Source organism: Teichococcus coralli (genome assembly GCF_009829925.1).
GTDB lineage: Bacteria > Pseudomonadota > Alphaproteobacteria > Acetobacterales > Acetobacteraceae > Pseudoroseomonas > Pseudoroseomonas coralli.
Genome location: NZ_SNVJ01000011.1, coordinates 1 through 14,701, shown reverse-complemented (window position 1 = coordinate 14,701; position 14,701 = coordinate 1). Strand labels below are relative to the sequence as shown.

Here is a 14,701-nt window from a genome sequence, read left to right as displayed (position 1 = left end):
CGATGGACCCCATGCCCGAGCTGTCGCCGGCGACGCTGCTGCTGGTGGACGATGAACCGGAGATCCTGGTCGCCCTCGCCGACCTGTTCGAGGGCGAGTTCCGCGTCCTGACCGCCCCCTGCGGAGCCGACGGGCTGGCGCTGCTGGCGCGCGAGCCGGCGGTGGACGTGATCGTCTCGGACCAGCGGATGCCCGGGATGACGGGGGACGCCTTCCTCGCCCGCGCGCGCGAGGTGTCCGGCGCCGAGGCGCTGCTGCTCAGCGGTTACGCCGACCTGGAGGCGGTGATCAGCGCGGTGAACAACGGGCGCATCGCCGGCTACGCGCCGAAGCCCTGGGAACCGGCGGCATTGCTCAGCATGGTGCGCAACGCCGTCGAGCGCCGCCGCCTGGCCCGCGCGCTGGACACCGAGCGGGCGCTGCTGCGCGGGCTGCTCGAGTCCTCGACGGATGCGCTGAGCTTCAAGGACGTTGGCGGCCGCTTCGTGCGGCTGAACGCGGTGAAGGCCTCGGCGCTCGGCCGGACGGTGGCCGAGTGCGCCGGCCGCGCCGAGGCGGGGCTGCTGCCGCCCGGGGCCGGCGCGGCGCTGCTGGCGGCTGAGCGGACGGTGATGGAGAGCGGCCGGCCCGCCGAGGTGACGGAGCAGCGCAGCGCCGAGGGCGCCCCGCCGCGCTGGGTGCGGGTCAACCGCATCCCGATCTTCGACGGCGCCGGGCGGGTGACCCATCTCGCGACCATTGAGCACGACACCACCGAGCAGCGCGGGCTGGAGGAGCGCCTGCACCAGGCGGAGAAGATGCAGGCGCTCGGCACCATGGCCGGCGGCGTGGCGCACGACTTCAACAACCTGCTGACCGCCATCCTGGGCAGCCTGGACCTGCTGACGCATACCGGGCTCGCGGAGCCGCGGCAGCAGCGGCTGGTGCGCAACGCCATCACCGCGGCGGAGCGGGGCTCCACCCTGACGCAGCGGCTCCTGAGCTTCAGCCGCAAGCGCGAGCTGCAGTTGCGCGCCAGCGACATCAACCAGCTCGTGCGCGAGATGGACGACCTGCTGCTGCGCAGCCTGGGGGAGGGCATCGAGCTGCGGCACCAGCTGGAGGCGGAGCTCTGGCCGGCGCTGGTGGATCCGGAGCAGCTCGGCCTCGCCCTGCTCAACCTCTGCATCAACAGCCGCGACGCCATGCCGGAAGGCGGCGCCATCAGCATCATCACCCGCAACCTCGCGGTCGGCGAGGACATGGTGCACGACCTCGCCGCCGGGGACTATGTGTCGGTGGCGGTGGCCGACACCGGCAGCGGCATGCCGCCGGCCGTGCTGGCGCAGGCCTTCGAGCCCTTCTTCACCACCAAGGAGGTGGGGCGCGGCACCGGGCTCGGCCTCTCGATGGTCTATGGGCTGACCCGCCAGTCCGGCGGCACGGCCACCATCGTCAGCGCGCCGGGCGAGGGCACCACCGTGGAACTGCTCCTGCCGCGCGCGCAACAGGAGGTGGACCGAACGCCGGAATGCCGCGGCGCGGCGGCGCCCCTGGTGGCGCCGGTCAGCGTGCTGGTGGTGGATGACGATCCCGGCGTGCGGGGCGTGACCGAGACCTTCCTGACCAATCTGGGCCACCGCGCCGTGGCGGTGGCGGATGGCGAGGCGGCGCTGCAGATGCTGGAGAAGAGCGACGATATCCGTGTGGTGGTCACGGATCTGGCGATGCCGCGCATGACGGGGCGCGAGCTGGCGGGGCGCGCACAGGCGCTGCGCCCCGGCCTGCCGGTCCTGCTGCTGACCGGCTATGCCGATCCCGAAGTGGTGCCGGAAGGCTTTCCGGTGCTGCGCAAGCCCTTCCGCCAGGCGGATCTGGCGCGTTGCATCGCGCTGCTGCTGAAGCCACCCTCCGCCTGAAGGCCAGGGGATGGCGTTGCCTGTTTCGCGGCGGCGCCCCGCCGGCGCGGCCGGCGGGGCTGCGCAATCAGGCCTTGGCGGCCTTGCGCTTGCTCTTCTTCATGGCCGCGAAGGCGGCCTCGCGCAGCGCCGGGGAAGGCTTGAAGCGCACGGTGGCGCCGGCCTTCACGGCCACCTTCTCGCCGGTGCGCGGGTTCATGGCGGTGCGCTTCGGCGTCTCGCGCACCATGAAGGCGCCGAACTCGGGGATGGTGAAGCGGCCGGTGCGGATGATCTCGGCCTTCATGGCCTCGATGATGTCGCCGGCCAGGGCATTGGCGCCGACGCCGGTGATCTCGATGGAATTCTGGATCGTGTCGGCGAGGAACTTCTTTGACATGGTCTTGCCTTTCGAGCGATTCCTTAGGCAAAGCACAGCCAGAGCCCGGCGTGAAGTCCCTCGCATTGCTGTGGTTGCAAGAAGCCGCTGCGATTTGCAGGAAAGCCGCAGTTGCGCGCGGCAAGAGATGCGTGGCGCCCGCGGCGGCGCAAGCCTCGCCGGCGCGCCCGGCCACCCGATCCAGGAGGAGGACACCGTGCCCATCGCCCATGCCATTTCCGGACGCAGATCCCGTGTGACATTGCCGGCCCTGCTCCTGCTGTGCGCGGGCCTTTCGGCTCCGGCGCTGGCCGCGGCGGACGACGAGGAGGCGGCCGAGGCCGCGCCAACGCCCCTCGCCAACCAGGAGCCCCTGCCGAAGGACTCCACCTTCCGGGTGCTGGGCTCGGATGTGAAGGGGCCGACCGGCATCGTCGTCGGCCAGGTGGTGAACGTGCTGGTGGACGACGGCGGCAACCCGCGCGCCGTGGTGCTGGACTATGGCGGCTTTCTCGGCGTGGGCAAGCGGCGCGTCGCCGTCGCCTGGCCGATGGTGCGGTTCGGCGCCAAGGGCGCGCTGCTGTCCCTGACGCGCGAGCAGCTCAAGGGCTTCCCGGAATATCGCGATGGTGAGGACGCGGTGATGGCGACCACCGTGGCGCAGCCGCATTAGGCCGGCATGACAATCTCACGGCAAAGCCAGCGCGGGCTCGATTGGCTCAACTTCTTCGTCGCCGACGTGCAGACCGGCTTCGGCCCCTTTGTCGCGGTCTACCTGACCACGCAGGCCTGGACGGAGGTGCAGATCGGCTTCGCGCTCAGCCTGGGCACGATGACGGCGATGCTCAGCCAGGTGCCGGCCGGCGCGCTGGTGGATGCCACGCGGCACAAGCGGCGGGCGGCGATGGGAGGGCTGCTCGGCATCCTGCTGGCCGCGATCCTGCTGGCGGCCTGGCCGGCGACCCTGCCGGTGCTGCTCTCCGAGGTGCTGCACGGCTTCGCCAGTTGCGTGCTGACGCCTTCCATCGCGGCCATCAGCCTGGCCCTGGTGGGGCGCGCCGCGCTGGGCGAGCGGCTCGGGCGCAACACCCGCTTCGCCTCGCTGGGCGGCGCCATCGCGGCCGGGGTGATGGGGCTGATCGGCACCTATCTCGCGCCGGCGGCGGTGTTCTGGCTGACCGCGGCGCTGACCGTGCCGAGCCTGCTGGCCCTGCTGAGCATCCGCGAGAGCGACATGGCGGCGAATGTCGCGGCGCTGCAGTCGCAGGCGCATGCGCCGCGCGGCAGGCTGCGCGACCTGATGCTCGACCGCGGCATCCTGGTCTTCGCCGGCTGCGCCCTGCTGTTCACCCTCTCCAACGCCGCCATGCTGCCGCTGGCCGGCACGGCGGTGACGCGGGCGGCGGGGGACGAGGCCAACCTCATCATCGCCGGCTGCATCGTCGTGCCGCAGCTCATCGTGGCCGGCATCTCGCCCTGGGTGGGGCGGCTGGCGCAGGACCAGGGGCGCCGCGTGGTGCTGCTGATGGGCTTCAGCATGCTGCCCCTGCGCGGCCTGCTGCTGGCGGTGGTGCAGGAGCCCTACATGCTGCTGCTGGTGCAGGCGCTGGACGGTGTCAGCGCCGCCACGCTGAACGTGATGCTGCCGCTCACCGCCGCCGACCTGACGCGCGGCACCAACCGCTTCAACCTCTGCATGGGCTTCTTCGGGCTGGCCGTGGGCGTGGGCGGCACCATCAGCACGGGGCTGGCAGGCTCGGTGGCGAGCTGGGCAAGCCCGGAGATGGCCTTCATGATGCTGGGCGGGATCGGCCTGCTCTGCGTGCTGCTGACCCTGTTGGCCATGCCGGAGACGCGGCCTTCGCTTCCGGCGGACGCGCTTGCGGCGGATTAGAGCAGATCCCGTTCCGATGGCATCATCGGGACGGGTGAAGATGCTCGTCGAAACAAACGGCTAGAGCGTTTTCCGTGAGCCAGAGCGAACGGAAAACGCTCTAACGCGGCTTCCGCCCGCCTTGGCTCGCTGCAAACGCCGCGGCTTCCTGGCTTGACGCGCCTCTCAACCCGATCAGGCGAGGCCGCCTGATCGGGATCTCGCTCCGGCCGCGCCGCCGGAGGGCGGTCAGCCCTCCTCCTCGCGCTGGTTCTTGAGCAGGTTGCCCATGTCGCCGGGGCCGGTGGTCTTGTTGCCGGGCCGGGTGGTCTCGGCGTCGCGGGTCGAATGCCCCGTCATCATGCCGGTGAGGGTGCCGAGCTTCGTGCTGTCGTCCGGGGTGCCGTCCTGCTTGCGGGCATCCTGCCGCTTCTTGGCGTCGTTGGTCATCGGGTTCCCTTTCTCCAGCGAGTTCTCCCGGGGGAACGGGGCTGCCGCGCAGGGGTTGCGGTCTGCCCCTGCCGCCGCCCCGGCGCCAACCGGCGGGAGGCCCTTGCCTAGCCGAGCGCCCGCCGCAGCGCCGCCACCACTTCCGCCCGGGCCGCGCGCGCCTTCTCCAGCACGGCGGTCTGTCCGATGAAGCCGTGCGGCACGCCGGGATAGACCGTCATCGCGTGCGGCACGCCGGCGGCGGTGAGGCGCCGGTCGAGGTTCAGCGTGTCGTCCAGCAGCGGATCGAGCGCCGCCGCCTGCAGCAGCATCTCAGGCAGGCCGGCGAGCTCGGCGTGCAGCGGCGCCGCGGCCGGATCCTGGCGCAGGGCGGCATCCGGCAGGTAGCGCGTCCAGAACCAGTCGAGCTTGGCGGTGGAGAGGCCGAAGCGGCCGTCGCCGAGCTCGCGGTGGGACGGCGTGTCGTGCGCGGCGGACAGCATGCCGTAGATGATGGCGCCGAGGCGTGGCCCGGCCTCGCCGGCGTCGCGCAGGCGGAGCAGCGCGCCCAGCGCCAGGTTGCCGCCGGCGGAATCGCCGCCCACCGCCAGGCGGCGGCCATCCACGCCGAACTCGGTGGCTCCGTCGCGCAGCCAGCGCAGCGCGGCGAGAACCTGGTCGATGGCGGCGGGGTAGGGGTGCTCGGGGGCCAGGGCGTAGTCCAGCCCGACCACGATCATGCCGGCCTCGGCGGCGATCTCGCGCTTCCAGCGGTCGAGCGCGTCCAGGCTGCCGAGCGCGAAGCCGCCGCCATGGATGTGCAGGTAGGTCGGCAGCGGCCCCTCGGCCGCGGGGCGGTAGATCCGCAGTTGCAATGGCGGCGTGGTGCCGAGCACATGCTCGGTGACGCTCGCCACCTGCGGGCCGCCCTGGTTCAGCCAGGCCTGGAAGCGGCGCGTCGCGGCGCGCGCCTCCTCCACCGGCTGGGTCAGCACGTCGCCGGCGGCGAGGCCCTCGCGCTGGAATTGCTCCTGGGCGGCGAGAACCTCGGGATCGGGCTTGGCGTTCGTCATGGGCGTCGCTCCCTGCTGGACGAGGGTTCAGCGTGCCGGAAAAGACTGGGGGAATGAATTCCCCCAGGCCCCCTTCTTTTTTCTGTCAGTTTTTTCGGCTTCGCCTGGGACAAAGGCACCCCTGATGATCCGCCTGGCAGCAGTCGCCGGGGCTGCACGCGCCTCAAACCGACAGAAAAGAAGGAAGAGGGGGGCCGGGGGAGAATTCATTCTCCCCCAACACTGCCTCCGGGCTTCAGGAAACGCTCGAAAGGCTCATCCCAGGCGAAGGGCTCGCGGATGGCGCCGGCCAGGTGCTCGATCAGCGCCCGCACCTTGAGTGGCATGGCCGGAGTCGGCGGATAGACGAGCTGGATGGTGTCCGGCACCGGCTCCCAGCCCGGGATGCGCAGCGGGATGAGGTCTCCGGCGCGCACGGCCTCGGCCACCAGGAAGGTGGGCAGCACGACGAGGCCGATTCCGGCGCGGGCGGCGTCCAGCAATGCCTCGCCGCTGTTGGCGACCATCCGGCCGCGCAGCACTAGGGAGCGCGGCTCGCCGCCGCCGACGGGAGCGAAGCGCCAGATATGCCCGGCGGCGGCATTGGCGTAGCCGAGGCAGGAATGCGCGGCGAGCGCCTCCAGGCTCGGGGGCGGGCCGTGCCGGGCGGCGTAGTCGGGGCTGCAGCACAGCGCCCGGTTGCTGGTGCCGAGGCGGCGCGTGCGCAGCTCGGAATCGCCGAGCCGGCCGCTGCGCAGCGCCAGGTCGTAGCCGCCGCTGAACAGGTCCACATGCCGGTCGTCGAGGTCCAGCACCACCTCGATGCCCTCGTAGCGCCGCATGAAGTCGGCGATCAGCGGGCCGAGGTAGCGGATGCCGAAGCTGAGCGGCGCGGCGAGGCGGATCATGCCCTGCAGCGCGCCGGAGCGGGCCATCACCTCGTCGGCGACGGTGTCGAGCTGGCCCAGCAGGGCGCGTGCGCGCTCATAGAGCAGGCTGCCCGCCTCGGTGGGCGTCACCCGGCGCGGGGCGCGGTGCAACAGCCTGGCGGAAAGCTGCGTTTCCAGCACCGCCACGCGCTTGCTGACCACGGATTTCGCCAGGCCGAGCCGCGCCGCGGCGGCGGTGATGGTGCCGCTGTCCACCACCTGGACGAAGGTGGCCAGCGCCTCGATGTCAGGCCGCATCGTTCGCGTCTAGCGAACGATGCGTTTCTCCGCAACGTGTTGCGCATCGGCCGCCGAGAACGCACCTTCCCCGCATCGCTTCCCCGAGCAAGGAACCGCCCCATGAGCAAGATCCTGGTCCTCTACTATTCGAGCTATGGCCATATCGAGACGCTGGCCAGGGCCATCGCCGAGGGCGCCGGGCAGGTGGCCGGCGCCGAGGTCACCGTGAAGCGCGTGCCGGAGCTGGTGCCGGAGGAGGTGGCGAGGAAGAGCCACTTCAAGCTCGACCAGGCGGCCCCCATCGCCACGGTGAACGAGCTGGTGGACTACGACGCCATCATCATCGGCACGCCGACGCGCTACGGCCGCATGACCGCGCAGATGGCCAACTTCCTCGACCAGACCGGCGGTCTGTGGTTCCAGGACAAGCTGGTCGGCAAGGTGGGCTCGGTCTTCACCTCCACCGCCAGCCAGCATGGTGGGCAGGAGACGACGATTACCTCCACCATCGTCAACCTCATGCACTTCGGCATGATCATCGTCGGCCTGCCCTACAGCGAGAAGCGGCTGACCGACATCAGCGCGGTGAGCGGCGGCACGCCCTATGGCGCCTCGACCATCGCCAATGGCGACGGCTCCCGCCAGCCGAGCGAGGCGGAGCTGGAGATGGCGAAGTACCAGGGCCGCCACGTGGCCGAGGTGACCGCCGCGCTGGTGCGCGGGCGCGGCTGAGGCGCCCCGGCGCCAACCATGCTTGCCCGGTCGCCGCCGCCGATCCTCGGCGGCGGCGCGAACCGGGCCTGACAGAGACGAGGCTGGAGGCGCAAGCCCCGCCGCGGAGGGCCGGTGCCCGCCGCGCCGGCCGCGCCATGCGGCCCGCGAAAGGAGGCAGCCATGCAGCTGCACGGAATTCACCACCTCACCGCCGTCTCCGCCGATGCGCGGGGCAACCACGACTTCTACACCCGCGTGCTGGGCATGCGGCTGGTGAAGAAGACGGTGAACCAGGACGACACCAGCGCCTATCACCTGTTCTACGCCGATGGCGAGGCCAGCCCCGGCACCGACCTGACCTTCTTCGACTGGCCGGTGGAGCGCGAGCGGCGCGGCACCCACAGCATCACCCGCACCGCGCTGCGCGTGAACGGCGAGGCGGCGCTGCGCTTCTGGGCCGAGCGGCTGGCGGCCGAGGGCGTCAGCGCCGAGCCGGTGCGCGAGATCGACGGCCGGCTGCAGCTCCTCTTCGAGGACCCGGAGGGGCAGCGGCTCGCGCTGGTGGACGATGGCGGCGCCGGCGAGGCGCATCCCTGGGCGCGCAGCCCGGTGCCGGCGGCGCAGCAGGTCCGCGGCCTCGGCCCGATCACCATGAGCGTGCCCGACCTGCGCCGCTCGGACGCCTTCGTCACCGAGGTGATGGCGATGCGGCGCGGCCGCAGCTACCGCAGCGATGAGCCGAGGCCGGTGGACGTCCAGGTCTACGAGATGGGCGAGGGCGGGCCGGCGGCCGAGCTGCACATGCGGGTCGAGCCGCATCTCGCGGCGCACCAGCCCGGCGCCGGCAGCGTGCACCACGTCGCCTTCCGCGTGCGGGACGAGGAGTACGGCTATTGGGTGGACCGCTTCAACCAGTTCCGCCTGCGCTCCAGCGGCCCGGTGGACCGCTACTACTTCCGCTCGCTCTACGTGCGGGAGCCGAACGGCATCCTCTACGAGATCGCGACGGACGGCCCCGGCTTCGACGCCGACGAGCCGAAGGACCAGCTCGGCGAGCGCCTCGCCCTGCCGCCCTTCCTGGAGCCGCGGCGCGAGGCCATCGAGCGCGGGCTGAAGCCGCTGTGAGCGGGCTGCGGACCGGCGGGGCGGGACCGCATGCCGGCCGCCCCGTCGCCCAGGCCGGCACCCCGCTGGAGAGCGCGCGGGCGGCGCTGATCCTGGTGCATGGGCGTGGCGGCGGCGCGGCCGACATGCTCGGCCTCGCGCGCCACGTCGCGGCGCCGGGCATGGCCTGGCTGGCGCCGGAGGCGGCGGGCAACACCTGGTACCCGCACCGCTTCCTGGAGCCGGTGGCGCGCAACGAGCCCTTCCTCTCCTCGGCGCTCGCCGTGCTGGAGGACCTGGTGGCGGGCAGCGGCCTGCCGCCGGAGCGGGTGGCGCTGCTCGGCTTCTCGCAGGGCGCCTGCCTGGCGCTGGAGTTCCTGGCGCGGCGGCGGGCGCCGCTGGGCGCGGTGATCGGCCTCAGCGGCGGGCTGATCGGCGACCGGCTGCCGGCGCCGGAGACGGTGGATGCGCTGGGCGGCACCCCGGTGCTGCTCGGCTGCGGCCGGCGGGATGCGCATATCCCCGAGCCGCGCGTGCTGGAGACGGAGGCGGTGCTGCGCGGCCTCGGCGCGGCGGTCACCACCCGGCTCTACGAGGGCGACTTCCACGGGGTGAACGCCGAGGAGGTCGAACTGGCCCAGGCGATGCTGGAAGGGCTGGCCTGAGCCGGCAAAGGCCGCCGGTTCCCGCCCGGCGGCTTCTCCGGTAAAGCAGGGCGTCGCGTCAGCCGGAGGAAGCCATGCCGCTCGACCACACCGCCCGGGGCGTCTACCCCATCGCCCCCACGCCCTTCCATGCCGATGGCCGGATCGACTTCGACTCGATCGACCGCATGACCGACTTCTACCGCGAGGTCGGCAGCACCGGCATGACGGTGCTCGGCGTCATGGGCGAGGCGCCCAAGCTCGACCAGGCCGAGGCGCTGGAGATCGCCACCCGCTTCATCCGCCGCGCCGGGGGACTGCCGGTGATCGTCGGCGTCTCCGCCCCGGGCTTCGCCGCCATGCGCGGCCTCGCCCGCGCCGCGATGGACAAGGGCGCCGCCGGGGTGATGATCGCGCCGCCCAACACGCTGCGCACCGACGACCAGATCGCCACCTACTACCGCCAGGCGGCGGAGGCGGTCGGCGAGGACGTGCCCTTCGTCATCCAGGACTTCCCGCAGACCTTCTCCGTGGTGATGACGCCGGCGGTGATCCGCAGGATCGTGCAGGAGAGCCCCTCCTGCGTGATGCTGAAGCACGAGGACTGGCCGGGGCTGGAGAAGATCTCCACGCTGCGCGGCTTCCAGGCGGACGGCTCGATGCGCCCGATCTCCATCCTCTGCGGCAATGGCGGCCTGTTCCTCGACTTCGAGGTGGAGCGCGGCGCCGACGGCGCGATGACCGGCTACGCCTTCCCCGACATGCTCTGCGACGTGGTGCGCCTGCAGGCCGAGGGGCAGCGGGACGCGGCGCACGACCTGTTCGACGCGCACCTGCCGCTGCTGCGCTACGAGCAGCAGCAGGGCCCGACCGGGCTCGCGGTGCGGAAGTATGTGATGGCGAAGCGCGGCATCATCGCCTCCGACGCGCAGCGCAAGCCGGGCGCGGCGCTGACCGCCAAGGCGAGGAGCGAGGTGGAGTACCTGCTCGCCCGCGTGGCGCGGAAGGACCCGCGGGCCGGCAAGCTGCGCTGAGCGGCGCGGCAGACGGAAGCCGGGGGAGAATGGCTTCTCCCGCGGCTTCCTGATGCCCCGGCCTCAGGCCCGCAGCGGCAGCAGCCCCGGCGGCAGCATGGGCGGCGCGGCGAGGTCACCCTCCTGCAGCAGGCGGGTTGCCTCGAAGTGCAGGCGGCAATCGAGCCCTTCCGCCTCCCAGTGGATCTCCACCGTGCCGCCGAGCTGCCGCCGCACCGTGTTCTCCACCACCCTCAGCCCGAAGCCCTGGCGGGCGGGCTGGCGCGCCGGCGGGCCGCCCCGTTCGTGCCAGCAGAAGAGCAGGCTTTCCCGCTGGCGCGTCCATGACAGCCGGACCTGCCCCCGCTCCTCCGAGAGCGCGCCATGATGCGCCGCGTTGCTGACCAGCTCATGCAGCAGCAGGGCAAGGGGCTGCACGGCATGGGGCGCGATGGTCAGCGGCGGCCCCTGCAGCGCGATCCGCCCGCCCGCCTGGCAGGTTCCCGCCGCCTCCCGCGCGAGGTCGTGGAACGCGATGCCGAGCCACTGCGCGTTGGCCAGCAGGGTATGGGCCCGCGCCAGCGCCGTCACGCGGCCCTTCACCGCATCGACGAAGCGCGCGGGATTGTCGGCGCGGCTCATCTGGAGCACGGACTGCACCACGCTCAGCACGTTGCGCGTGCGGTGATCCACCTCGCTGGCGAGCCGCCGCTCGCGCAGGGCGGCCTCCCGCGCCGCGGTGACGTCCATCACCACGCCGCTCACCCGCAACGGGGTGCCATCGGGCAGGCGCTCCACCACCGCACCCTGCCGGCGCAGCCAGCGCACCTGCCCGTCCGGCCAAAGGACGCGGAACAGCGCGTCGTAATGCCCGGGGCCGGCCGGATCGAGCGCCGCCGTGACGGCCTGGTGCAGCCGGGGACGGTCCTCCGAGAGAATCACGGCCTCCATGGCCGCATGCGTCGGCAGACTGCCCTCGGACAGGCCGTAGAGGGCTTCCCGCCCCACCGAGCCGGTAAGCCGGCCGCTCGGCACCTCCCATTCCCAGGTGCCGACCTGCGCCGCTTCCAGGGCGCGCGCCAGGCGGCTTTCGCTCTCGGCCAGGGCCTGCTCGCGGAGCCGCAGGGTGACACTGGCCTCCGCCATGGCCGCCCCGACCGCCGAAACCTCCTCGATCGAGGTCGGCGGAGGCTCCACCGGCTCGCCCCGGCCGAGCCGGTGCGCGGCGCGCACCAGGCGCTGCACGGGGCGCGCGATGCGCCGGGCGAACACGATCGCCAGGCCGAGCGCCAGCGTTCCCAGCAGCCCCGCGCCCAGGCCCAGCAGCAGCAGGGAGCGGCGCAGCGGCCCCTCGGCGACACGCGTCGGCACCAGCACGCCGGCGCGCCAGCCCAGCGGCGAGGACAGCGCCGAGGCGATCAGCACCGGCTCGCCCTCGAAGCTGTGCGCGGACCAGAAGTTGGAGGTGGCGCTGCTGGCCTCCTGCGCCTCCTCTGAGATGAGCCGGCCCTGGAACTCCTGCTGCCTCGACGAGCGGGCCATGAGGTGCCGCTGGCCATCGACCAGCAGCGCCATCCAGCCCTCCGGCAGCCGCACCTCGCGCAGCCGCTGCAGCAGCCGCTCCGGGTTGAGGTTCAGGCTGAGCAGGTAGGCGACCTCCTCGTTCCGCAGGACGGGCACCGTGACCACCACCAGGAAAGGCTCGCCCGGCGCCTGCTGCACGAGGCCGGAAACGGTGGGCGAGCGGTTGCGCCGCGCCTCGGCGAAGCTGTGGACCGGAACGGGCGGCGCCAGCGCGGGAACGCCGCCCGGCCGATGCAGCGTAACCTCGCCGCCGAGCGCGGGCCCGGCCTCCCTGGCCAGCGCGGCGAGATGGGGAAAGCCGGCGGATTCGAGCGGCAGGCTGGCGGCCAGCACCTGGAGGGCGGCGACCTGCCCCTCCATGTCGCGCTCCACCAGCGTCATGATGTTGCGCGCGCAGGACAGGGCCTCCTGCCGCAGCGCGTTGCGTTCGGTGGACAGGTAGAGGCGGCCCAGGCCCCCCGACAGCAGCAGCACGGGCAGCAGCAGCACCATGCAAAGCAGGGCCAGGTGGGCCGCCAGCGGCCATTGGCGCCGCCCCCTGGCGCCCCTGATCCCGCCGCCGGAGTCGTGCCCGCCGCTGAAGCCCGAAGAGGTGAGCACCGCCAACCAGGCAGGGAGCCTCTTCACAAGCACATCGTTCCTCCAGCATCCGGACCTGCAAACTGCACCGCGAAGCCACCCCTGCGCAATGTTCGGGGGGAATTTTGATCGCGATGCGTGCAGGCTGGAGGGCGGCCAGGCGGCAGCCGGGCGTGGGCGCCTAGTTCCTCCCGCCGCCGCGCCCGGCCGCGATGGCGGCGCGCATCCCGGACACCGCGGCCGGGAGGCCCTGGAACACGGCGGCGCCGATCAGGAAATGCCCGATGCTGACCTCCACCACCTCCGGGATGGCGGCGACGCCGCGCACCGTCTCGAAATCCAGCCCGTGGCCGGCATGGCAGGCGAGGCCGAGCCGCCCGGCCTCCGCCGCCGCCATGCGCAGCCGCGCCAGCAGCGGGCCGCGCGCGGCTTCGGGCGCATCGGCATAGGTGCCGGTGTGCAGTTCCACCGCCTGAGCGCCGAGCGCGGCGGCGGCGGCGATCTGCGCCGGGTCGGGCTCGACGAACAGCGCGACCTCGATGCCGGCGGCAGCCAGGCGGCGCACCGCCTCGCCGAGGAAGGGCCCGGCGCCGCGCGCGTCCAGCCCGCCCTCGGTGGTCAGCTCGGCGCGCTTCTCCGGCACGATGCAGCAGGCGGCGGGGCGCAGGCCCTCGGCGATGCCCACCATCTCCCCGGTCGCCGCCATCTCGAAGTTCAGCCGCAGGCCGGGCTCGGCGCCGAGGCGGCGGACGTCCTCGTCGCGGATGTGGCGGCGATCCTCGCGGAGATGCACGGTGATGCCGTCCGCGCCGGCGGCGAGGCAGGCGCGTGCCGCCTCGACGGGACAGGGGAAGCGGCCGCCGCGCGCGTTGCGCAGGGTGGCGACGTGGTCGACGTTGACCGAGAGGCGCAGCGGGGTCATGCGGCTTGGTTCCTGCGGTGGTCGGCGAGTTGCGCGGCGAGGCGCAGCGCGGCGATCAGGCTGCCGGGATCGGCCCGGTTCTGGCCCGCGATGTCGAGCGCGGTGCCGTGGTCCGGGCTGGTGCGCACCACCGCGAGGTTCAGCGTGACGTTGACGCCGCCGGCCATGTCCAGCGTCTTCACCGGGATCAGCGCCTGGTCGTGGTACATGCCGAGCGCCACGTCGTAGCCGGCGCGGGCATGGGGCGTGAACAGCGTGTCGGCCGGGAAGGGGCCGCGCGCGTCGATGCCCTCGGCGCGCAGGGTGGCGATGGCGGGGGCGATGATGTCGCGGTCCTCGGTGCCCATGGTGCCATCCTCGCCCGCATGCGGGTTCAGCCCGGCGAGGGCGAGGCGCGGCGCGGCGATGCCGAAGTCCCGCCGCAGCCCGGCGGCGGTGGCGCGGGCGATGCGGCAGATCAGCGCCGCGTCCAGCCGCGCGATGGCGCTGCGCAGCGACTGGTGGATGGTGACGGGCACGGCGCGCAGCCCGGCGGCGGCCAGCAGCATCACCGGCGGGCCTTCGCCCGGCGCCAGCTCGGCGAGGAATTCGGTATGGCCGGGATGGCGGAAGCCGGCGGCGGTGAGCACCGACTTCTGGATCGGGTTGGTGACGACGCCGCCCGCTGCGCCGCTGCGCGCCAGCGCCACGGCCTGCTCGATGGCGGCGATCACCGGAGCGGCGTTGCGTGCGTCCGGCCGGCCAGGGGTGACGGGCGCGGGAAGGTCCAGCGGCAGCACCGGCACCGCTTCGGGAAACACCGCGGCGGCCTCGGCGGGGCTCGCGATGCGCCGGTGCGGCACGCCGGGCAGCAGCGCGGGGTCGCCGAGGAAGAAAAAGGCCGGGCCTTCCTGGCGCAGCACGCTCCAGGCCTTGGCGGCGATCTCGCCGCCGATGCCGGCGGGTTCGCCCATCGTCAGGGCCAGGGGTGGGCGCTGCGTGTCCATGGGCCTGCTATAACGCAGGCCGTGTTCGCCGTCATGGCGGGGTTCCAGAGGGCGCCGCCCCTCCCGGCCTCGCCCCGCCGGGGGCATTGAATGCCCCCGGACTCCCCCCTCCATTGCCCGGCGGGCGGCAGGCTCCGGCACAGCGGAGCGCCGCCGCGTGCCGTCAGGCCAGCACCAGCTCCGCCGCCGTAATCGTCGGCGCCACGAACCCGGCCGGCACGGGCCACATGCCCGCGGCAAGGGACGGCCCCTCCGCGACAGGCGGGTGCTCGGCGATGAGCTGGATCTCCTCCGCTCCGGCCCCCGGCAGCGCGCCTTCAGGGGCGGCCACCGCTTCATCCGAGGCAGCGCTGCCTGTTGCCTCGAAGCTGACGTT

15 protein-coding genes are annotated in these 14,701 nt (G+C 73.0%); 7 read left to right on the top strand and 8 right to left on the bottom strand.

Translation table 11 applies throughout. The annotated features are described in order from the left end of the window. Positions 1-2 precede the first annotated feature (2 nt). A complete protein-coding gene (locus E0493_RS13505; RefSeq protein WP_235913773.1) occupies positions 3-1,898 on the top strand; it encodes a response regulator in 1,896 nt (631 codons plus the stop codon). A 67-nt stretch (positions 1,899-1,965) separates the two neighbouring features. On the opposite strand, the gene E0493_RS13500 is transcribed toward E0493_RS13505, so the two are convergent. Beyond that, the gene (locus tag E0493_RS13500; RefSeq protein ID WP_160937498.1) at positions 1,966-2,277 is read right to left on the bottom strand and encodes an HU family DNA-binding protein; all 312 of its coding nucleotides are present in this window, start codon (positions 2,275-2,277) and stop codon (positions 1,966-1,968) included. Between the two features lie 127 nt (positions 2,278-2,404). On the opposite strand from E0493_RS13500, the gene E0493_RS13495 reads away from it, so the two are divergent. Together E0493_RS13495 and E0493_RS13490 are read left to right on the top strand one after the other, a co-directional pair. Beyond that, on the top strand, positions 2,405-2,929 hold the full coding sequence (locus E0493_RS13495; protein WP_160937497.1) for a PRC-barrel domain-containing protein: 525 nt from the start codon (positions 2,405-2,407) through the stop codon (positions 2,927-2,929). A gap of 6 nt (positions 2,930-2,935) precedes the next feature. Further along, positions 2,936-4,150: an MFS transporter gene (locus E0493_RS13490; RefSeq protein ID WP_160937496.1), complete on the top strand. Its 1,215-nt coding sequence runs from the start codon at positions 2,936-2,938 to the stop codon at positions 4,148-4,150. A 228-nt stretch (positions 4,151-4,378) separates the two neighbouring features. On the opposite strand, the gene E0493_RS13485 is transcribed toward E0493_RS13490, so the two are convergent. The 3 genes from E0493_RS13485 to E0493_RS13475 form a co-directional block, all read right to left on the bottom strand. Then, positions 4,379-4,579, bottom strand: a complete 201-nt coding sequence (locus E0493_RS13485; RefSeq protein ID WP_160937495.1) for a hypothetical protein — start codon at positions 4,577-4,579, stop codon at positions 4,379-4,381. A 107-nt stretch (positions 4,580-4,686) separates the two neighbouring features. Beyond that, the gene (locus E0493_RS13480) at positions 4,687-5,631 is read right to left on the bottom strand and encodes an alpha/beta hydrolase (protein WP_160937494.1); all 945 of its coding nucleotides are present in this window, start codon (positions 5,629-5,631) and stop codon (positions 4,687-4,689) included. A 206-nt stretch (positions 5,632-5,837) separates the two neighbouring features. Further along, positions 5,838-6,797 carry a LysR family transcriptional regulator gene (locus tag E0493_RS13475; protein WP_160937493.1) on the bottom strand — a complete coding sequence of 320 codons (960 nt, stop codon included), beginning with the start codon at positions 6,795-6,797 and terminating at the stop codon, positions 5,838-5,840. A 102-nt stretch (positions 6,798-6,899) separates the two neighbouring features. Here E0493_RS13475 and wrbA point away from each other — a divergent pair, with 102 nt between their 5' ends. The 4 genes from wrbA (at position 6,900) to E0493_RS13455 (ending at position 10,275) form a co-directional block, all read left to right on the top strand. Continuing rightward, positions 6,900-7,511, top strand: a complete 612-nt coding sequence (wrbA, locus tag E0493_RS13470) for an NAD(P)H:quinone oxidoreductase (RefSeq protein WP_160937492.1) — start codon at positions 6,900-6,902, stop codon at positions 7,509-7,511. Positions 7,512-7,673: 162 nt separating this feature from the next. Then, on the top strand, positions 7,674-8,618 hold the full coding sequence (locus tag E0493_RS13465; protein ID WP_160937491.1) for a ring-cleaving dioxygenase: 945 nt from the start codon (positions 7,674-7,676) through the stop codon (positions 8,616-8,618). Next, positions 8,615-9,262, top strand: a complete 648-nt coding sequence (locus E0493_RS13460) for an alpha/beta hydrolase (protein ID WP_160937490.1) — start codon at positions 8,615-8,617, stop codon at positions 9,260-9,262. Before E0493_RS13465 ends, E0493_RS13460 begins: the two co-directional genes overlap by 4 nt. A 74-nt stretch (positions 9,263-9,336) precedes the next feature. Continuing rightward, positions 9,337-10,275 (top strand): dihydrodipicolinate synthase family protein, encoded by a 939-nt coding sequence (locus tag E0493_RS13455; protein ID WP_160937489.1) that lies wholly within the window; start codon positions 9,337-9,339, stop codon positions 10,273-10,275. A 63-nt stretch (positions 10,276-10,338) separates the two neighbouring features. Here the strand turns inward: E0493_RS13455 and E0493_RS23910 are convergent, their stop codons facing one another. The 4 genes from E0493_RS23910 to E0493_RS13435 all read right to left on the bottom strand — a co-directional run. After that, on the bottom strand, positions 10,339-12,465 hold the full coding sequence (locus E0493_RS23910; protein ID WP_160937488.1) for an HWE histidine kinase domain-containing protein: 2,127 nt from the start codon (positions 12,463-12,465) through the stop codon (positions 10,339-10,341). A gap of 133 nt (positions 12,466-12,598) precedes the next feature. Continuing rightward, entirely contained in the window at positions 12,599-13,339 is a 741-nt protein-coding gene (locus tag E0493_RS13445; protein WP_160937487.1) for a pyridoxine 5'-phosphate synthase, read from the bottom strand. Then, positions 13,336-14,325: a 4-hydroxythreonine-4-phosphate dehydrogenase PdxA gene (gene pdxA / locus E0493_RS13440; protein ID WP_160937485.1), complete on the bottom strand. Its 990-nt coding sequence runs from the start codon at positions 14,323-14,325 to the stop codon at positions 13,336-13,338. Before pdxA ends, E0493_RS13445 begins: the two co-directional genes overlap by 4 nt. 163 nt (positions 14,326-14,488) lie before the next feature. Continuing rightward, positions 14,489-14,701 (bottom strand): hypothetical protein (locus E0493_RS13435; protein WP_235913772.1); only part of this gene is annotated, 213 nt, incomplete at its 5' end.